Genomic DNA, 16,067 nt, shown 5'->3' on the forward strand with positions numbered 1-16,067 from the left:
TTACTACGCCACAGGTCAGACGCCAGACCCGTTGCAATGGACCCAGGCCATCGAGGGGCAGGCCGTGGTGCGCATCGGCGGCCAGGACGTGAGTGCGTCCGTGATCAGCCTGGAGGTGGTGGACGAGCTGGACGGTGCGGGCCCGGTAGCCACCATAACCGTGGACCGCTCGACGCTACACCCCGACCTTCCCGGCTCACCCCTCCAGCTGGCCGCCCCGGTGGAGATCATTGGCCGCTATCGTCCTGTGAGCAGCACGCAGTGGCAGGCAGCTCCCATGCTCATTGGCCGGGTGGGGGCCATCGACCCCTCCCGCCACGAGATGACGGTCCAGGTCTATGACGCCTCCGAGTCCCTCCTCTCCACGTGGTTAGAGGAGGAGTACGAGGCCACCGGGACGCAACGCCTGGCCCAGCGGTTGCAGCAGCTTGTCCTGCGGGCTGGGCTGACGGTGCCCATCTATGAGGGGTCCATCATTACCGTTAGCGGCGAGCAGCGGTTTGGCCGCCGCCCAGTGTTGGAGATGATGCGGGAAAGTGCGGCCTACTGTGGGGGCTCCCGCATCCGCTGGCGGTACGACCACGCCGCCCAGTGTTGGCGGCTCGTTCTCTACACCCCGGACCGTGCCGCCAGCACGCCAACGTACACCTTCGGCCCCAACGACATCCTAGACCTGGGATCACTACGTCTAGGTTTGGAGGACGTCCGCAACGTGGTCCAGGTGGTCTACGGGTCGCCTACCTCCCGCACCATGCTGACCGCAGAGGACCCGGCCAGCATCGCCCAGTACGGGCGCAGGGTGGCCCGTATCGAGGAGGCGTCCGATAGCGTGGTGGACACGCAGGCGGAGGCTCAGGCCCTGGCCGCCGCGGTCCTGGCGGACCTCGCCCAACCCATGCGTGGAGCCCGTCTGAGTTTGCCGTGGGCCCCCTTTGTGCGGGTGAACGACGTTATCCGGGTGGAACCTGACGGCTACGTGTTGAGAGCTGCTGTCCAGGGTGGCGTGTCCCGGGTGCGCCATCGGCTCACGCCAAACGAGGCTCGAACGGAGGTAGAAATCCAGGGCAATCGTAACCCTGGGCTCTACCGCTACTGGCTCAGCCGGGAGTCCGGGAGGACCGGGGTCGTGTCCAGCACGGCCAACTGGCGCCCATCCGTACCCATCACACCATCTAGCCTCCAGGCGGTAGCCACCCCGCGAGGGATACTCGTTACGTGGCCGGAGGAGCGAGATCCTCACTATGTGGAAACTCTGGTCTACTTCGACTCGAGCTTCTCGCCTACTACATTGTGGGGTCGGGTATCCGGTACATCCGTACTGATAACCTCTCTGGGCGATGGCACTCCCCTGACACCTGGCACCACCTACTACGTGAGAATCGCCCACCGTTACCGGGACGGGCGGGTGTCGCCCACCAGCAGCACCGTCAGTGTAACAGCCACGGCTGTTGTGCAGGGCAACAGCGTAGCACAGTCTGGATTGGCGAACACCCTGCCCACGTGGGACTACGCTGACATAAGTGGGGCATCCATAACGTTCACCGCGAGCTCTCCCTCCTCCGTGCTGCTCCATTACCGCCTCCCTATTAACATAGAAGCCCTTCTGGGTGCAGCGGGCAGTGGTCTAACCATCATCAGTGTCCGCGCCTACGCCCGGCTCGTGCAAACGGCCGGGCCGTCCCTATCCCTGGAGGTCATGTCATCCTTTGTGCAGTTCCGCCGTTATGATGTATCCCCACCGGCTGGGACAGGGATTGGTGGCGATACCCTGCTTACCGCAACGCACAGCTACGACTTATCCCCTGGGACGTACACGTTTAAGCTCCAAGCGTACGCATCTAGCCCAAATCAAATGGGGGCTTTGTATAGGGGCTACATCCTCGGAGCGTACATGGTGGCGAAATGACTCTGATCTACGGTTCCCCCAACCAGTCCATCTCCCTCCGAGTGCGGAGCGAGAGCGGCCTCACCCTGGAGCGGGCGGCCACCCTGCAAACGCCCCAGGCAGTGGCCGATTACCCCAACCTGCAACCCCTCCGGCTGTCCTGCGTCTACGCCCCGGCCAACCCTGACCCCACCCTGGGGCTGGAGGAGACTATGAGCCACCTCATCACCCTCGGGGCGGCGCTCAGGGAGGTAGTGCGGCTAGACGCCTCCCTGGAGGGGGTGACCTACACCCGCGTCCTGCGCCCTGGGGGGACGCTCAGGGTACGGCGCTTCCAGGCTGGCATAGCCGAGTACGAGCTAGAGCTCCTACCGGGTGAACCCTGGTGGCGGAATGCCGGGGGAACCCCCTACTTGCTGTGGTTGGGATGAGGAGGTCAGGATGCCGGCATACATACGAGACCCAAACGGCGCCCAGGTTTACTGGACGTTCTCCGAGCTGGGCGAAGCCCTCTCAGTGACCGTGGACGCCGCCTTGCAGCGGGCGGCGTACTCCGACACCTGGACCCCAGGGGGCACCGGGCTACCCATGCCCATGGAGATATCTATAGTTGTACCCATCACCGCCAGCACCGCCCAGCAGGTGGCCAGCCAGCTCTACGCCGTTTCACAGCAGGGGATAGCGGCGGTGGGCTACGAAAGCCCCCTGGGGGCGTCTGGCACCCTGGAGTGGGAGCGCCCTGTCCTGACGGTGCGGGCGCTAGAAGTGCGGGAGGGAGGTGCCCGGTACGCCTTCGTGCGGATGCGGTTTGTGGTAGGGGAGCAGGTCATCCGGATATCCCGGTGGTCCACGGGGGCGGATGAGATCGTGGACGGCACGGGAGCCAGCATCGTGTTTATGGAGGAGGTGTGAGATGCCACTGAAACGCATAAGGGATCTACCGCTAGGGTCGCTAACCGAGGGGCTGTTCGTGCCCGCGGAGGGGACCACAGGGGACACGGTGCGAGTCCCGCTGAAACGCATCAGGGAGCTACCGCTGGGGTCGGCAGCCGAGGGCCTGTTCGTGTCCGCGGAGGGGACCACAGGGGACACGGTGCGAGTCCCGCTGGGACCCGCCAGCATCCCCATCGTGGAGGGGAGCACGTATGCGGTTCAGGTCGAAACCGTTCAGAGCATCCTGCTCCGGTGGCCGCTGTTCATTGGGCTAAAATGGATAAAGATCCTGGGTATCAACATCGGCACCACGAACTATCGTGGCGCGCGGGGTCTGATCTGGATGGCTCGTGAGGGGGCGGAGGGCCCCTACAGCCCCACCATGGCAGTGTTCCATGTCGGGCGTAACGGGAATGGCACGGTGGCGCTGCGCGTGGGCCTATATGGAGCCGCCGCGATAAACAGCACGTTCCAGAACTCACTCCAGGATATCGCCATCGTGGGCGACCCGGCCACCGGCCTGTATGAGATTTGGGTGCAGGCGTTGACCACCCACACCATGCAGGCCACCATATGGCGGGACTCCAATGTCACCGTCACCATCCCCTCCACCCTGGCCCCGCAGGATGCTGCGCCCACGGGTGCGCAAACCGCGTTCTGGTCGGGCTCCAGCCAGTCGGTGGTACTACCGTACGGCACCGTGGTGAGCCAGAACCTCTCCCCCTCGAACGGGCACATCCGCTTGGATAACGGTATGCAGCTGGCGTGGTGCGAGGTAGCGAGCTCTGCGTTCGCTGCCCAGACCGGGAGCGGGACATTCACCGCCCCCTACACGCGCGCGTACACGTGGACCTACCCCGCGGCGTTCGCCGAGCCCCCCATAGTGCAGGCCACGATAGATTGCTCGGGTATGGGGGCGGCTCGGATCAGTAGCCGCACGGCTACCAGCGTCCAGCTGATAGCCCAGTATGCCTCAAACGGGATGGCCTTCAACATACACGCCTACGCGCTCGGGAGGTGGAGGTTATGAGAGTCGAACGGATCCAGCAGGTCGGGCTACCGGGCATGACCGTCCAGGATATCGCTATCCAGGACGGCATCCTCACCATCCGCATCGGCACGCCGCAGGGCGAAGTCGTCGAGCGCTACGACCTTTCCAGCCTCGGGGAGGAGGTCAGGCCCGGGGCCGAGGTGGCCATCGAGGCCACCTACGGGGCGCTCATCTCCGCGTGGATGGAAGAGGGGGAGCCCGTGCTACAGGTCGTCGAGTGGGTGAGCATGTTCCCCGAGCCCACCACGCTAGAGGAGCAGCAGCCCGATGGAGAGTGAGCGCCTCTACACCCGGGTGGAGGCTCTGGAGCGTACCCAGGAGCGCCAGGGGGCCATCCTGGACGAGCTCCAGCGCCGCATGGACAGCGTGGAGGAGCTGCGGGAGGACATCCGGCGCATGGACCAGTCCGTAGTGCGCCTGGAGGGGCGGCTGGAGACCCTCATCGCCCGCACCTCCACGTGGCAAGCCCTGGTCTGGGCCATCATCGGGCTCATCCTGGGCGGCGTGGTGGCCGCGGGGTTTGAGCTGTTCAAGAGGTAGCTATGCTCTTCCACCCCCTAGGTAGCCCGAGGTGGGCGCGGGTAGACGCCGGGTTTCTGGACCCGGCGTACTTGCGCATCGTGGGGAGTGAGCACCCCGGCGTGGACCTGAACCGGGCTGGCACCTCGGGGGACGCCGACCTCGGCCACCCCGTCCTTTGCATCGCCCCCGGCGTGGTGGAGGAGGTAGCCCACGACGAGGTGTGGGGCCACGTGGTCCTGGTGCGCCATGACCACGCCGTGGCCCGGCACGTGGGGCGGATCCTCGGGCGGGAGATCCCCGCCCTCTGGAGCCAGTACGCCCACCTCCTCTGGCCCGTGGTGGAGCGGGGCCAGAGGGTACTGGGGGGGCAGGCCATCGGAGGGATGGGGAAGGGGGGGCGTCAGCGCTACTGGGCTCATCTGCACTTTGAGCTCCGCACGACACTCCTCCCCGCCCTCTACTGGCCGGGGAAGAGAAGGGAGGTGATCGAGCGGAACTACATTGACCCTGCTCCTGTGCTGGCGAAGACAGACCAGGAGCATCGGTACGTTTGGCACTTGGTTGTGAACCTCACCAAACCTGACATGCCCCAAGTGCGTCCAGCACGGGGCGAAGACTTTGGCGCGTAGGACCTCGGTTTGTCAGTTTGGGCAACCCTGACAAACCGAGAATGCGTCCTAGACGGGATAAATCCTTTAGCACATGACAAAGGAGGAAGGATGAAGGCGCTCATAGCGATTCTCACCGTTCTAGCGGCTCTTGGAGCATCTATCGGCGTCCCTGGCGATCTAGCCCTCTGGTACCAGTCCCCGATGGCCTTAGCGGGCGTGGTGGCGGCGCTGGTGGCGCTCGTCCGCAAACACCTCTGGCGGCCCGAAGGACCGATGGCGGTAGCCCTCAGCGTGGCTCTTGGTTTGGCCCTGGCGTATCTGGGCTCCCTGGCCGGGCATTTGAGCGGGGATTGGGCCACCTTCGGGCTCCTGGCCGGGGCGCTAGCTAGCGGTGGGGTGGACCTGGTGCGGTCCATCACTGGAGGGAGTGGCGGTGCGGCTGGTAGCGCTCCTGCTGGCGCTCGTCCTGACCCTGAGCGCTCCCGTCTACGCTAGCGGTCGTGCGGCGTGCAGGGTCGTGTACGGCCCCCCGCTCTGGGGGATCTGCTACGCCGAACAGGTCGTCTGGTCTGGTGGTCCGCTGGAGGTTGCTCTGGGGGTTGAAGCCCGCACCTGGCCCCAGGAGCAGGTAGCCCCGTACACCCTCATCGGCCTCTACCTGGAGGAGTGGTGGGCCACGCTGGAGGTGGGGAGGAACCTCGGGAGCTGGCGGTGGGCGGTGGGGGTGGGGGTGAGGTGGTAAAAAATCCGCCGCCGTACGGCGGCGGCAAATGCTCAACTCCCCTTAGTAGAGCCGTGAGAGCGCCTGAGGACCTTCCTCCTCAACGAGAACGGCCCCCAGCCGGAGGAGGAGCCCCAGGCGCTCCGCTTGGGAACGGCCAGGGAGCCGTTCAGCAGCACCCATTACCTTCTGCCAATCCTCCTCGGGGAGTCCGATTCGGAGCATGCGGGAGTCCCAACGAGAAAGCTGATTTTGCGTCTGGGGTGCCATCATTCTACTACCTACCTCTCCACCTGCATGCTCTCACGCACCCGAATCATGTTTACGACCTGCTCCAACTGGAAAACCGCTTCCCGAGCTGCCCGCCGCGCCGCAGTAGCTGCCCGGAAAGCTGCCTCTGCTGCCGCCTCGGCTCGTTCGGCTTCGGCCAGCGCCCGCTTCGCCCTCTCCAGGTGCTCCATCGCTTCCTGTAGCGTCATCCCCATCACCTCCACGCCCTTATGCTAGCATGACGCATGCATTATGTCAACACCCCCCACTTCCACCCTACCCCCGAGCCCACTAACTGAGGGCGTGGAGCCCGCTGGGGATACCCGGCGGTGGGACGGGACAGGGCAGGGGTGGGGGCCTACTCCGTGCTGGCCTGGTATGCCCAAGGCTGGTGGGCCGCCCTTGAGGTGGGGCGGTCCTTCTCCGCCTGGCGGTGGGCTGTGGGTGGGGAGGAGGACGGGGACCTGGCGGCCACGGGCTACGGGGACCCCGCCTGCCCCCTGTGCGGGGGGCCCCCCTGCGGGAGGACGAGGACGGAGGTTGACCTGATCCGCCTGATCCTGCTTCTTTCGGGGCTCCTGCGCTTCGGGGGGGCGGACGGCTGGGACGTGGCCTGGCGGGCCGGGGTAAGCCTGGCCTGGCCGGGGCCACAGGCGGTCATTGAGGTGCGGGTGGACCCCGTGCCCATCTACTACCGCCCCCTGCCCGGGGACCTGTGCGGGCTTTATGACGGGGTGGTGCGGGTGGACCCGGACGCCCCCGCCAAGGGGTGCAGGGAAACCCTGGCCCACGAGCTCAACCACGTGTGGCAGGGCAGGACCTATGGCCTCCTGCAGCCCCTCACCTACGCCCTGGCCCCCGGCCTTTGGGAGCCCGCGCGCCCCTGGGAGGGGGCCTCGGGGATGCCCGCCCCCCGCACCCTCAACTGGGCCCTCATCCGCCTCTACCTGCCCCTGTACGACCCCGGGCGCTGAGGGACCGCACCGGGGACTAGGGTGGGGCCTGTAGCAGAGCTGTAGCAGAGCGCCAACCGGATAGTACCCCCACGTGCCAATCCGTGCCGATTCCTGACGCGACTCGCCGCGGTGCGCAGGGATTTTCGTGCGGATCGCACTCAGGAGGTCAGGGGTTCGAATCCCCTCGGCTCCACCAGCAAAGCCTCCCGCTCTTAGGCGGGAGGCTTCCTTTTGCCCCTCTTAGTAGCCGGTGGCGGAACCCGGGTTCAAAAGGGGATGCAGGCTCTGGGGAGACACGATGACCTTGGTGGGCTGGACGAAGCCCAAGGGTAAGGGAGTAACGTCAATGGTGGCCACGGCCGAAAGCACCTTGGTATTGGTGGAGTCGTAGTAAAGGGGGTAGTCGTTGGGCCCTGGCACCAGCACCGAGGAGCAGGCAATGGTGACGTTCGTCATGCCCTGGGTGATCTGGTGGGGACGCAAGGAAGCCTGGGGCAGGGTATTGTAGCCGCAGTCCACCGCTTGACCGGTGTTGGTCATGACGGCCCCCATCTTGCCCAGGAAGTCGTTTTCCAGGGTGATGGCATCGTAGTAGCCCTGCCACTCCCCGATGAAGACCACCCGGCCGCCTTCGGAGGCGAACTGCTTCAGCACGTTGATCTCACCATTGGTGAAGGTCTCCCTGGGGTTCCAGAGGAAGATGACCTTGACCTCGGCAGGGATGGCGGTGATAGAGCCTGGGGTGGACCCGAGCTCTTCTATGGCCAAGCCTTCTCCAGCGATGATGCTCCGCATGGTGGCGAGGCTAGAGTCGCCACACTCTCCAGTGCCGCCGCAAACCGAGTTCCTTCCCCGGTCAAAATAGACCTTGGTTCCCGCCCCTCGAGGCCCAGAGGTGGTGTAGTTGACGAGATTCTTCACCATGAGCTTGTTGTTGACGTTGGCCATTCCGGTGTTATCAAAGGGGTTGATGTCGTTGAAGACCACGATGTCCTTACCCGGGGGTGGGGGGGTGGTGCCGCAGCGGTTCACGGTGAACTCCACATGACCCTGGGCTTCGCCAAAGTTGTAGCTGGGGGTTAAGAAGAAGGCGTGGCCGGCCACGTGCAAGGTGTCCCCAGGGTTAACGCCGAGGTTCGCTAACGCGAAGGCGTAGGTGAAAGTGGCTACGTAAGGATCGTGGACCGCTTGGGCCGGGAAGGTCCACCAGTTGCCTGGGGCGGCGGTGCCCGCATAGGCATGGCTTTCCGTAAGCTGCCAAGGGAAGGTTCCGGAGAGCCGTACGAAAAGGGTGTCTTGGGTGTTCCAGACCAAGAGGCTCCCCACCTGGCCCATGGGGGCCTCGAGGGCCTTGCCGCAGGCCTGGGCGGGGTCGCCTCCGGCGTCGTCCCGCGGTCCTGGAACCACCATGTTGGGCTTAACCCCCTGGGGGCCGGAACAAGCGCCCAACGCTGCCACCAACGCTACAATGCCCAAACGCCAATGCCGAGAAATGCCCATATGAATCCGCCTCCAATCCGGTCTAATGAGACCAGGATTAGGGTAAACCCAAGGAGGCGTTACGGATACGTTACAGCGTTACCGGCTTTCAAGAAGCCAGTCCACCAGGGCGTTTACCACGTCGTTATCCGAAAGGAGCTCGGGGGATTCCACCACCTTCTGGAAGAAGGCCCGGACCATCTCTGGGGTGGGGTTTTTCAGGAGGTCCTGCACGCTTTTCCCCGCATAGGGCCCTTGGGTGAGGGGAGCCGTGAGACGTCCGCTTGTGGCCAGGGGGGCGGCCTGCCTCAAGGCCTCCAGGGTTCTTTCCAGGAGGAGGCGGTCCCCCTCAGGGCCCAGGGCCTCCTTGGGGCTTAGGAGGGGGGTGCCGTCCAGGTCCCGCACCTCGAGGCCCAAGGCGTAGAGCTTACGGGCCAGGCTTTCCGGCCCCACCTCCAGGGGAATGGCTACCTGGGCTTGGCCGTAGCGGACCTCCAGGAGATACCGCCCTGGCTCGGGCAGGGTGACGGCGGGGGCCACCTCCTCGAGGGCGGCGGTGAGGGGTGGGAAGCCCAAGGGCTTTTTCTCCTGGGCAAGGAGGGTTCCTTCCTGGTAGAGGAGGGTTTCCAGCTCCCCGCGCGGCAGGTAAGGGTGGGCGCTGAGGCTTACCTCGGGGAAAACGGCTTCCCCGGCGCGGAAGGGCCGGGCTTCCAGGTCCCCGGGGATCAGGGAAAGCCGCTTCACCTCCAAAACCAGCCCCCCTTCTTCCTGGTCCAGGGCCCTCTTTGCCGCCTGGGCCAGGGGATGCCGGGGGTGGGTTTCCGCGAAGGCTTGGTACAGGGCTTTGGCCGGAAGCCCTGCCCGCTCCGAAACATAGGCCCGGAAGAAGAGGGCCAGGGGTTCCTGGCGCCCCTCCAGGTCCTTTAAGGCCTCGGGGAAGTCCTCCCCCTCGTCTAGCCTGAGGGCCCGGTCGTAGGCGGCCTTGGCCCCCAGGTAGTCGCCGTAGATGGCCCTGAAAAGCCCAAGGTTGTAGTAGGCGGTGGCGTTGGGCCTTAAGGCCACCGCCCGCTGGGAGGCCAGGATGGCCCGGGGGATGTCCCCCGTAAGGTAGTAGGCCCAGCCCAGGTTGGTCCAGTAAAGCCAATAATCTGGCCTTAGCTTTAGGGCCTTCAGGAGTGCCTCCTTGGCTTCCTCCCCCTTCCCTTCCGCAAAGGCGGCAAAGCTCGCCTCCTCCCAGGCCAGGGGAAGCTCGGGGAAGGCCTGGGCTAGGCTGCGGGCCGACTCCTTCCAGCGCGGGTCCTCGAGGGCCCTAAGGACCAAGTGGGCGGCGGTCCGCTGCAAAACATCTCCCTGGAGCAGGGCCTCCGCCTGCTTGAGGGCCTCTTCCCGCTTCCCTTGGGAGAGGAGGAAGAAGGCTTGGTAAGCCGGGGGGAGTTTCCCTTGCCAAAGGAGGAGTAGCCTTTCCGGTAAAAGCCCTTGCAAAAGGCCGGCTCCACGCCCCTCCTTCAGGTCCAAGGCGGACTGGTGCAAGGGGTCAGGGTTCTGCCCTTGGGCTAGGGCCATAAGGGCTTCCTCCGAAAGGGCAGGGTGGGGTAAGGAGCTAAACTTCTTGGCCAGGCCCTCCCTTTGGAGCCAAACCCAGGCCAGGCTTGGGGTGGCAAAAAGCCCCTCCTTGACCCCGTCCTTGCGGGCCAAAAAAAGCCTTAAGCCCCTTTCCTCCTCTTTGCCCAGGAGAACCCAATCGGCCCCGGTGGCTGCTTGGGCCAATCGGGCCCCGGCCTTGGTGTAAAGCCCCCCGGCCAGGTCGTAGCTGCCTTGCCAGGGGAGGTCGGGAAGGAGAAGGGCCAGGAGGGTGGGGGGAGGGGCCTTAAGGCCCTCCGCGAAAGCCTGGGCCCGGCGGAAGCCCTCGGGGCCTTCAAAGGGCAGGACCAGCCCCTGGGCTAATCCCAGTCCCAGGAGAAGGAAAAGGGCCAGGAAGCGCCTTGGGATCACCATGGGCGCATTTTAGCGCTTTTCCCTAAGGACAAGGTAAGCGAAGCGGAAAAGCCTGGGGGCCCTTTTCCAGCGCTTGGGGTCCAGGCCCACCCTTAAAAGCCATTCCAGACCCAGCCTCTGGGCCCAGGCGGGGGGGCGCTTCGCCTCGCCGGCCAGGACGTCCAGGGTGCCCCCCACCCCCATGGCCACCTTGGCGCCCAGGTGGGGTTTGTGCCGGTGGATAAAGACCTCCTGCCTTTCCCCCATGCCCACCAAGAGGAGGTCGGGGGCCTTTTGCCGTATCTCCTCCACCACCCCTTCTTCCTCTTGGAAGTAGCCGTGATGGAAACCCACCACCTCGGCCCCCAGCCGCCTGGCCTCGGCCGCGGCCCGCTCGGCTACCCCGGGTTTTCCCCCTAGGAGGTAGACCCGGATTCCAGGAAAGCGCCGCAAGAGGGCCAGGGTAAGGTCCACCCCGGTGACCCGCTCCTTGAGGTCCAGGCCGAGAAGCCTTTTGGCGGCCCAGAGAATACCTATCCCGTCCGGGGTTACCAACTCCGCCTCGAGGATGGCCCGCCTTAAGGCCTCCTCCTTCTGGGCCCGCACGGCCATCTCGGGGTTCAGGGTCACCACCTGATGGGTGCCCTCTTCCTTCAGGAAGTCCCCGATGCGGGCCAGGGCCCCTTCCATGTCCACGGGGTCCAAGGGCAGGCTGAGGATCTCTAGCCGTTCCACGGCACGAACCTCTGGGCGTAGCGGTCCTGGGTCAGGCCGAACTCCCACTTGGGGAAGAAGCGCACCCCGGCCAGCCGGGGCACCACCGGGTCCACTCCGATGAGGCTGGCCCGGGCCAGCTCCTCCGTGCGCCCCTCCTTGTGGAGGGCCTGGCCCTCAGGGCTTTGGAAAAGGGCCTCCTGGGGGTCGGGGAAGGCCTTGAGGAGGGCGGAAGCCAGACTTAAAGGGGCATGGGGGGCCAGCTTTTTCTGCAGAAAACCCGCCGCCACCATCGCAGAAAGCAGGGGCTCGGGGGCTCCCGCAGGCCGGAGCACGATGCCCTTTAGCGGACGGAGGAGTTCCAAGGCGGCCTTGGCGTTACGGAAGCCCACCAGGTAAACCTCCTCCTCTCCCGGAAGAAGGCTAGCGTTCAGCATCGGGGCCACCAGGATGGCCCGTTTTCCCTTTAGGTTCAAGCCTTCCAGTTCCACCAAGGAGAGACGGCCATGGAAACCCTCGGGGGGAAACCCCTCCACCTCGCCCAGAAGAAGGGCTTCCTTTCCCAACTCCTCCGCCAGCAGGCGGGCCACCTTGGGCCCGGGGGTTACCCAGGCCTCCTCGGCCCCATGGGACAGGAGCAAGGTGAGGACGCTTCCTGCGGGAAGAACCTCCACCAGGACCAAGGGGCCAGGGGCCGGTGTACGGCAAAGGTCAACCCGGCACACCCCGCCATGATACCTTAGCCTGGTCGTATGCGGCTTAAAGACTTGGGGGAGCGGGCTCTTCTTAGGAAGTTGGCCCCTATCGGCTATCCCCCTGGGGCTCCCCTGCCCCCAGGGGACGATGCCGGTGGGATTTGGGTAGGGGAGGAGGCTTGGCTTCTCAAGACCGATGGTTTCCTCTACCGGGAGGTGGCCCTTTTGGGGATGGGGCCCTTTGCGGTGGGCTTCAGGGGGGTGGCGGCCACGGCCTCGGACCTGATCGCCAAGATGGGCAAGCCCTTGGGGTTTACCCTGGGCCTCTTCTTGCCGGAGGACCTCGAGGAGGCCTTCGCCTTGGAGCTGGTGGAAGGGGCCGCGGAGGCGGCGAGGCGGCTTGGGGCTTGCCTTCTGGGGGGGGACACCAATAGGGGCCAAGAGGTGGCCCTCACCGTTTCCGGCTTCGCCTACGCCGAGGCTCCCTTGCCCCGCCGGGCCTTGCCCGGGGACCGGGTCTATTTGGCCGGGGACCGCTGGGGTAGGACGGGGGCGGCCATTGCCGCCCACTACCGGGGTAGGGACCTAAAGGGTTTCCCCCTCATCCAAGAGGCCGCCTTTTACCCCCTGCCCCGGCTGGAGCTTCTCGGCCTTCAGAGCCTCCTGCGGGGAAGCCTGGACTCCTCCGATGGCCTGGCGGAAACCCTTTGGCAGCTTGCCGATCTGGGGGTGCGGGTGGACCTCGTGGCCCTACCCCTATACCCCGACGTCTTGGCCTTTGCGGGTGGGGAGGAGGAGGCCTATGAGCTGGTCCTCTACGGGGGGGAGGAGTTTGAAGCGGTCCTGGTGGTGCCCAGGGAGAGGGAAGAGGAGGTCCTGCTCCGGGCGCAAGGGGTGGGGCTTCCCCTCTTCTTTGCCGGCCATATAGGGGAAGGGAAGGGGGTGTACTTTGGGGCAAGGCCCGTGCCCCGAAGGGGGTACACCCACTTTTAGCCCGGATGGGGCTTCCTGCCCTTTGGCTATACTTGACCCATGCGGGCCTTTAAGGCGCACCTCCTGGGCCTGGCGCCGTACCCTTACAACAAGGTGGAGGCCCCGGTGAAGCTAGACCAGAACGAAAGCCCCTTTGACCTGCCCCTTCCCTTGAAGGAGGAGGCCCTAAGGCGCCTGGCCCGGCTTCCCTGGAACCGCTATCCCGAGATCCATGCTGAGGGTTTGCGAAGGAGGCTAGCCAGCCTCCTGGACTGGCCCCAGGAGGGAATCGTGCTGGCTCCTGGGTCCAACCTCCTCATCCTGGCCCTGGCGGTGGCGGCGGAGGAGGTCTTAGACCTAAGCCCCTCCTTTCCCCACTACGCCCATGCGGCCCGGATGGCGGGAACCCCATACCGGGCGGTGGCCTTGGGGGAAGGGTTTTCCCTGGACCTGGAAGGGGCCTTGGCCGCTTTCCGGGGAGGGGTTTTCTTCCTGCCCAACCCCCATGCCCCCACCGGGACCTTGTTTGCTGAGGAGGGCCTAAGGGTCTTGGCGGAAAGGGCCAAGGAGGTGGGGGGTCTACTGGTGGTGGACGAGGCCTACCGGGAGTTCGCCGGTACCGACTTCAGCCACCTAGGCCGGGGAAACCCCCATGTGGCCCTCCTGCGCACCTTCTCCAAGGCCTTTTCCCTGGGGGGCATCCGGGCGGGATACCTGCTTGCGGCCCCGGAGGTGGCCCAGGTGGTGCGGGAGGTGCTTCCTCCCTTCGTCCTACCCGCCCATACCGGGGCGATCCTGGAAGTGGTTCTGGAGAACCTGGGGTATGTCCAGGAAGTGGTGGAAACGGTGCGCTCTGAGCGGGAGAGGGTGTATGGGAGGCTTCTTTCCCATCCCACCTGGCGGCCCCATAGGAGCCACACCAACTTCCTCCTGGTGCGCACCCCGGATGCCGCGGAGGCGTTTGGCCACCTGCTTGCCCAGGGGATCCTGGTGCGCCGGCAGGACCACTACCCCGGCCTTTCGGGCTGCATCCGGGTCACAGTGGGCCTCAAGGAGGAGATGGATGCCTTTTTGAAGGCGGCCTTTGAGGTGGCGTATGCGTGAGGCTACGGTGGAGCGGGCCACGGCGGAAACCTGGGTGCGGGTGCGCCTGGGCTTGGATGGGCCCCCAGGGGGCGAGATGGCCACGGGCCTTCCCTTTCTGGACCACATGCTTCTGCAGCTTCAGCGGCATGGCCGCTTCCTCCTGGAGGTGAAGGCCCAGGGGGACCTGGAGGTGGACGTGCACCACCTGGTGGAGGATGTGGGCATCACCCTGGGCCAGGCCCTGAAGGAGGCCCTGGGAGAGGGGATGGGCCTAGAGCGCTACGCCGAGGCCTTCGCCCCCATGGACGAGACCCTGGTGCTTTGCGTGGTGGACCTTTCGGGTAGGCCCCACCTGGAGTACCGCCCCGAGGAATGGCCCCTGGTGGGGGAGGCGGGGGGCGTGAACCACTACCACCTGCGGGAGTTCCTGCGGGGGCTGGTGAACCACGGCCGCCTTACCCTGCACCTGAGGCTCTTTTCCGGCAGGGAGGTGCACCACGTGCTGGAGGCCAGTTTCAAGGCCCTGGCCCGGGCCCTTCACCGGGCGACCCGGATCACGGGGGAGGGGCTTCCCAGCACCAAGGGGGTCCTGTAGGGCATGAAGGCGCTCCTCATTGACTACGGCTCGGGGAATCTCCGGAGTGCGGCCAAGGCCCTGGAGGTGGCCGGCTTCCAGGTGGCCGTTTCCTCGGACCCCCGGGCCCACCTCGAGGCCAGCCTCCTGGTCCTTCCCGGCCAGGGGCATTTCGGCCAGGTCATGCAGGCCTTCCGAAACAGCGGCTTTGTGGACAGGGTCTTGGCCCACCTGGAAAGGGGCCTTCCCTTCCTGGGCATCTGCGTGGGCATGCAGGTCCTGTACAAGGAAAGCGAGGAGGCCCCCGGGGTTAGGGGTTTGGGCCTGGTGGAAGGGGTGGTGAGGCGCTTTCCCCGGGGTCGGGTACCCCAGATGGGCTGGAACCGGGTGGGCTTTGCCGGGGCCTTCCAGGAGCTTTCGGGGCGCCACTTTTACTTCGCCAACTCCTACTATGGCCCCCTCACTCCCCATGCCTTGGGCCAGGGGGAGTATGAGGGTACGCCCTTCACCGCCCTCCTGGCCAAGGACAACCTCCTTGCCCCCCAGTTTCACCCGGAAAAAAGCGGGAGGGCAGGGCTGGCCTTCCTGTCCTTAGCCCACCGCTACTTCCAGGTCCTCTAGGCGGATGAGCCTGCCCTGGGCCCCGATGGCGGTGGCGGCCAGGGCCCCGGCCAGGTTGGCCAGCCTGCCCGCCTCCAAGGGGCTCTTTCCGCTCAGAATGGCGTGGGCGAAGGCGGCGGTGTAGGCATCCCCGGCCCCTGTGGAGTCCACGATATCCTCCACGGGAAAGGGCTCAATGAGCTCCTCCCCTTCCGGGGTGACCACGATGGACCCCAGGGCCCCCACCTTGATGGCCAGATGGTGGAAACCCTCTTCCCGCAGGCGGGCTACCCCCTCGGAAAGGGAGGAAGCCTGGGTCAGGGCCAGAAGCTCCGTCTGGTTCATGAGGAGCCAGCTTACCCCCCGGAGGTAACGCAAAAGCTCCTTGCCCGCTACCCGCACCGCCCCCGTCCCCAAATCGGCGAAGATGGGCATCTCCCGCTTGCGGGCGGCCTCGAGGACCTCCACCGCATAGCTGCGGCTGGGCCCTCCCACCAGGGCGTAGGCGGAGAGGGCCACGGCGTCCGCTTGGTCTAGGAAACGGGGCTTGAAGAGGGAGGGATCCAGGTAACGGCTTGCCCCCTCGGCGCTCACCATGGCCCTTTCCCCTCCTGGCACCAAAAGGATCAGCACCGAGCTGGTGGTGTGGTCGGGGTCCTCCTGAAGGTGCCTGAGGTCCACCCCTGCCTCCCGCACCCGGGAAAGGGCCAGCTCCGCGAAGGGGTCCTGCCCCACCCGGCCCGCCAGGTAGACCCGGTGGCCCAGGCTGGCCAGCTGCACCGCCAGGGTGGCTCCAGCGCCTCCTGGTTTCATCAGGGCGCGGCGGGAAGGAACCTCCTCCCCCGGCTCCGGTATGCGCTCTACGAAGAAGAGCAGGTCCACGGAAACGTCGCCCACCACGAAAAACCGCATCTTGCCTCCTTCCCACAAGGCACAGGGTTTGCCCTTACTATAGCCCAAGGGCCCCGTTGCTTTGGGAGGAGTATACCTCAGGGTTATGAGAAGAATGTAACAAGTGGCCCCA

Annotated in this window: 19 protein-coding genes; 13 read left to right on the forward strand and 6 right to left on the reverse strand. The window is 65.7% G+C overall.

Features of this window, described 5'->3' with window-relative positions; translation table 11 throughout:
* Positions 1-64 precede the first annotated feature (64 nt).
* The 8 genes from L0D18_RS09105 to L0D18_RS09140 all read left to right on the forward strand — a co-directional run bounded on the left by L0D18_RS09105 (position 65) and on the right by L0D18_RS09140 (position 5,744).
* Positions 65-1,906: a fibronectin type III domain-containing protein gene (locus L0D18_RS09105; RefSeq protein WP_243028568.1), complete on the forward strand. Its 1,842-nt coding sequence runs from the start codon at positions 65-67 to the stop codon at positions 1,904-1,906.
* Positions 1,903-2,316 carry a hypothetical protein gene (locus tag L0D18_RS09110; protein ID WP_243028569.1) on the forward strand — a complete coding sequence of 138 codons (414 nt, stop codon included), beginning with the start codon at positions 1,903-1,905 and terminating at the stop codon, positions 2,314-2,316. The genes L0D18_RS09105 and L0D18_RS09110 overlap by 4 nt, the downstream gene beginning before the upstream one ends.
* A 10-nt stretch (positions 2,317-2,326) precedes the next feature.
* Positions 2,327-2,797, forward strand: a complete 471-nt coding sequence (locus L0D18_RS09115) for a hypothetical protein (protein WP_243028570.1) — start codon at positions 2,327-2,329, stop codon at positions 2,795-2,797.
* A gap of 1 nt (position 2,798) precedes the next feature.
* On the forward strand, positions 2,799-3,848 hold the full coding sequence (locus L0D18_RS09120; RefSeq protein ID WP_243028571.1) for a hypothetical protein: 1,050 nt from the start codon (positions 2,799-2,801) through the stop codon (positions 3,846-3,848).
* Positions 3,845-4,147: a hypothetical protein gene (locus L0D18_RS09125; protein WP_243028572.1), complete on the forward strand. Its 303-nt coding sequence runs from the start codon at positions 3,845-3,847 to the stop codon at positions 4,145-4,147. The genes L0D18_RS09120 and L0D18_RS09125 overlap by 4 nt, the downstream gene beginning before the upstream one ends.
* Positions 4,137-4,409 (forward strand): hypothetical protein, encoded by a 273-nt coding sequence (locus L0D18_RS09130; protein WP_243028573.1) that lies wholly within the window; start codon positions 4,137-4,139, stop codon positions 4,407-4,409. The genes L0D18_RS09125 and L0D18_RS09130 overlap by 11 nt, the downstream gene beginning before the upstream one ends.
* 2 nt (positions 4,410-4,411) lie before the next feature.
* Positions 4,412-5,020 (forward strand): M23 family metallopeptidase, encoded by a 609-nt coding sequence (locus L0D18_RS09135; RefSeq protein ID WP_243028574.1) that lies wholly within the window; start codon positions 4,412-4,414, stop codon positions 5,018-5,020.
* A gap of 409 nt (positions 5,021-5,429) precedes the next feature.
* Positions 5,430-5,744 (forward strand): hypothetical protein, encoded by a 315-nt coding sequence (locus tag L0D18_RS09140; protein ID WP_243028575.1) that lies wholly within the window; start codon positions 5,430-5,432, stop codon positions 5,742-5,744.
* Positions 5,745-6,004: 260 nt separating this feature from the next.
* On the opposite strand, the gene L0D18_RS09145 is transcribed toward L0D18_RS09140, so the two are convergent.
* Positions 6,005-6,217, reverse strand: a complete 213-nt coding sequence (locus L0D18_RS09145) for a hypothetical protein (RefSeq protein ID WP_243028576.1) — start codon at positions 6,215-6,217, stop codon at positions 6,005-6,007.
* Positions 6,218-6,322: 105 nt separating this feature from the next.
* Here L0D18_RS09145 and L0D18_RS09150 point away from each other — a divergent pair, with 105 nt between their 5' ends.
* The gene (locus L0D18_RS09150) at positions 6,323-6,967 is read left to right on the forward strand and encodes a hypothetical protein (protein ID WP_243028577.1); all 645 of its coding nucleotides are present in this window, start codon (positions 6,323-6,325) and stop codon (positions 6,965-6,967) included.
* Between the two features lie 222 nt (positions 6,968-7,189).
* On the opposite strand, the gene L0D18_RS09155 is transcribed toward L0D18_RS09150, so the two are convergent.
* The 4 genes from L0D18_RS09155 to L0D18_RS09170 all read right to left on the reverse strand — a co-directional run bounded on the left by L0D18_RS09155 (position 7,190) and on the right by L0D18_RS09170 (position 11,841).
* On the reverse strand, positions 7,190-8,359 hold the full coding sequence (locus L0D18_RS09155; protein WP_243028578.1) for an ABC transporter: 1,170 nt from the start codon (positions 8,357-8,359) through the stop codon (positions 7,190-7,192).
* A 168-nt stretch (positions 8,360-8,527) separates the two neighbouring features.
* Positions 8,528-10,423 (reverse strand): tetratricopeptide repeat protein, encoded by a 1,896-nt coding sequence (locus L0D18_RS09160; protein ID WP_243028579.1) that lies wholly within the window; start codon positions 10,421-10,423, stop codon positions 8,528-8,530.
* Between the two features lie 9 nt (positions 10,424-10,432).
* The gene (locus tag L0D18_RS09165; RefSeq protein ID WP_243028580.1) at positions 10,433-11,137 is read right to left on the reverse strand and encodes a WecB/TagA/CpsF family glycosyltransferase; all 705 of its coding nucleotides are present in this window, start codon (positions 11,135-11,137) and stop codon (positions 10,433-10,435) included.
* Entirely contained in the window at positions 11,125-11,841 is a 717-nt protein-coding gene (locus tag L0D18_RS09170) for a 2-phosphosulfolactate phosphatase (protein WP_243028581.1), read from the reverse strand. Before L0D18_RS09170 ends, L0D18_RS09165 begins: the two co-directional genes overlap by 13 nt.
* Before the next feature lie 27 nt (positions 11,842-11,868).
* Between L0D18_RS09170 and L0D18_RS09175 the strand changes: the two genes are divergently transcribed.
* Genes L0D18_RS09175 through hisH form a run of 4 tightly spaced genes read left to right on the forward strand, consistent with a single transcriptional unit; the run spans position 11,869 to position 15,064 of the window.
* Positions 11,869-12,804 (forward strand): thiamine-phosphate kinase, encoded by a 936-nt coding sequence (locus L0D18_RS09175; RefSeq protein WP_243028582.1) that lies wholly within the window; start codon positions 11,869-11,871, stop codon positions 12,802-12,804.
* A 39-nt stretch (positions 12,805-12,843) separates the two neighbouring features.
* Positions 12,844-13,887, forward strand: coding sequence for a pyridoxal phosphate-dependent aminotransferase (locus L0D18_RS09180; RefSeq protein ID WP_243028583.1), 1,044 nt, complete (start codon positions 12,844-12,846; stop codon positions 13,885-13,887).
* Positions 13,880-14,464 carry an imidazoleglycerol-phosphate dehydratase HisB gene (hisB, locus tag L0D18_RS09185; RefSeq protein ID WP_243028584.1) on the forward strand — a complete coding sequence of 195 codons (585 nt, stop codon included), beginning with the start codon at positions 13,880-13,882 and terminating at the stop codon, positions 14,462-14,464. Before L0D18_RS09180 ends, hisB begins: the two co-directional genes overlap by 8 nt.
* Before the next feature lie 3 nt (positions 14,465-14,467).
* Positions 14,468-15,064 carry an imidazole glycerol phosphate synthase subunit HisH gene (gene hisH / locus L0D18_RS09190; RefSeq protein ID WP_243028585.1) on the forward strand — a complete coding sequence of 199 codons (597 nt, stop codon included), beginning with the start codon at positions 14,468-14,470 and terminating at the stop codon, positions 15,062-15,064.
* On the opposite strand, the gene L0D18_RS09195 is transcribed toward hisH, so the two are convergent.
* The gene (locus L0D18_RS09195; RefSeq protein ID WP_243028586.1) at positions 15,035-15,955 is read right to left on the reverse strand and encodes a carbohydrate kinase family protein; all 921 of its coding nucleotides are present in this window, start codon (positions 15,953-15,955) and stop codon (positions 15,035-15,037) included. The two genes, hisH and L0D18_RS09195, sit on opposite strands and share 30 nt — an antisense overlap.
* Between the last annotated feature and the right edge of the window lie 112 nt (positions 15,956-16,067).

Origin of the sequence: Thermus albus, assembly GCF_022760855.1 — a bacterium.
Lineage (GTDB): Bacteria > Deinococcota > Deinococci > Deinococcales > Thermaceae > Thermus > Thermus albus.

Excerpts from the sequence above, each read along its gene's own strand:
- L0D18_RS09110 (WP_243028569.1), top strand. The coding sequence starts at position 1,903 with ATGACTCTGATCTACGGTTCCCCCAACCAGTCCATCTCCCTCCGAGTG.
- L0D18_RS09115 (WP_243028570.1), top strand. The coding sequence starts at position 2,327 with ATGCCGGCATACATACGAGACCCAAACGGCGCCCAGGTTTACTGGACG.
- L0D18_RS09120 (WP_243028571.1), top strand. The coding sequence starts at position 2,799 with ATGCCACTGAAACGCATAAGGGATCTACCGCTAGGGTCGCTAACCGAG.
- L0D18_RS09125 (WP_243028572.1), top strand. The coding sequence starts at position 3,845 with ATGAGAGTCGAACGGATCCAGCAGGTCGGGCTACCGGGCATGACCGTC.
- L0D18_RS09130 (WP_243028573.1), top strand. The coding sequence starts at position 4,137 with ATGGAGAGTGAGCGCCTCTACACCCGGGTGGAGGCTCTGGAGCGTACC.
- L0D18_RS09135 (WP_243028574.1), top strand. The coding sequence starts at position 4,412 with ATGCTCTTCCACCCCCTAGGTAGCCCGAGGTGGGCGCGGGTAGACGCC.
- L0D18_RS09155 (WP_243028578.1), bottom strand. The coding sequence starts at position 8,359 with ATGGTGGTTCCAGGACCGCGGGACGACGCCGGAGGCGACCCCGCCCAG.
- L0D18_RS09160 (WP_243028579.1), bottom strand. The coding sequence starts at position 10,423 with ATGGTGATCCCAAGGCGCTTCCTGGCCCTTTTCCTTCTCCTGGGACTG.
- L0D18_RS09175 (WP_243028582.1), top strand. The coding sequence starts at position 11,869 with ATGCGGCTTAAAGACTTGGGGGAGCGGGCTCTTCTTAGGAAGTTGGCC.
- L0D18_RS09180 (WP_243028583.1), top strand. The coding sequence starts at position 12,844 with ATGCGGGCCTTTAAGGCGCACCTCCTGGGCCTGGCGCCGTACCCTTAC.
- hisB (WP_243028584.1), top strand. The coding sequence starts at position 13,880 with ATGCGTGAGGCTACGGTGGAGCGGGCCACGGCGGAAACCTGGGTGCGG.
- hisH (WP_243028585.1), top strand. The coding sequence starts at position 14,468 with ATGAAGGCGCTCCTCATTGACTACGGCTCGGGGAATCTCCGGAGTGCG.
- L0D18_RS09195 (WP_243028586.1), bottom strand. The coding sequence starts at position 15,955 with ATGCGGTTTTTCGTGGTGGGCGACGTTTCCGTGGACCTGCTCTTCTTC.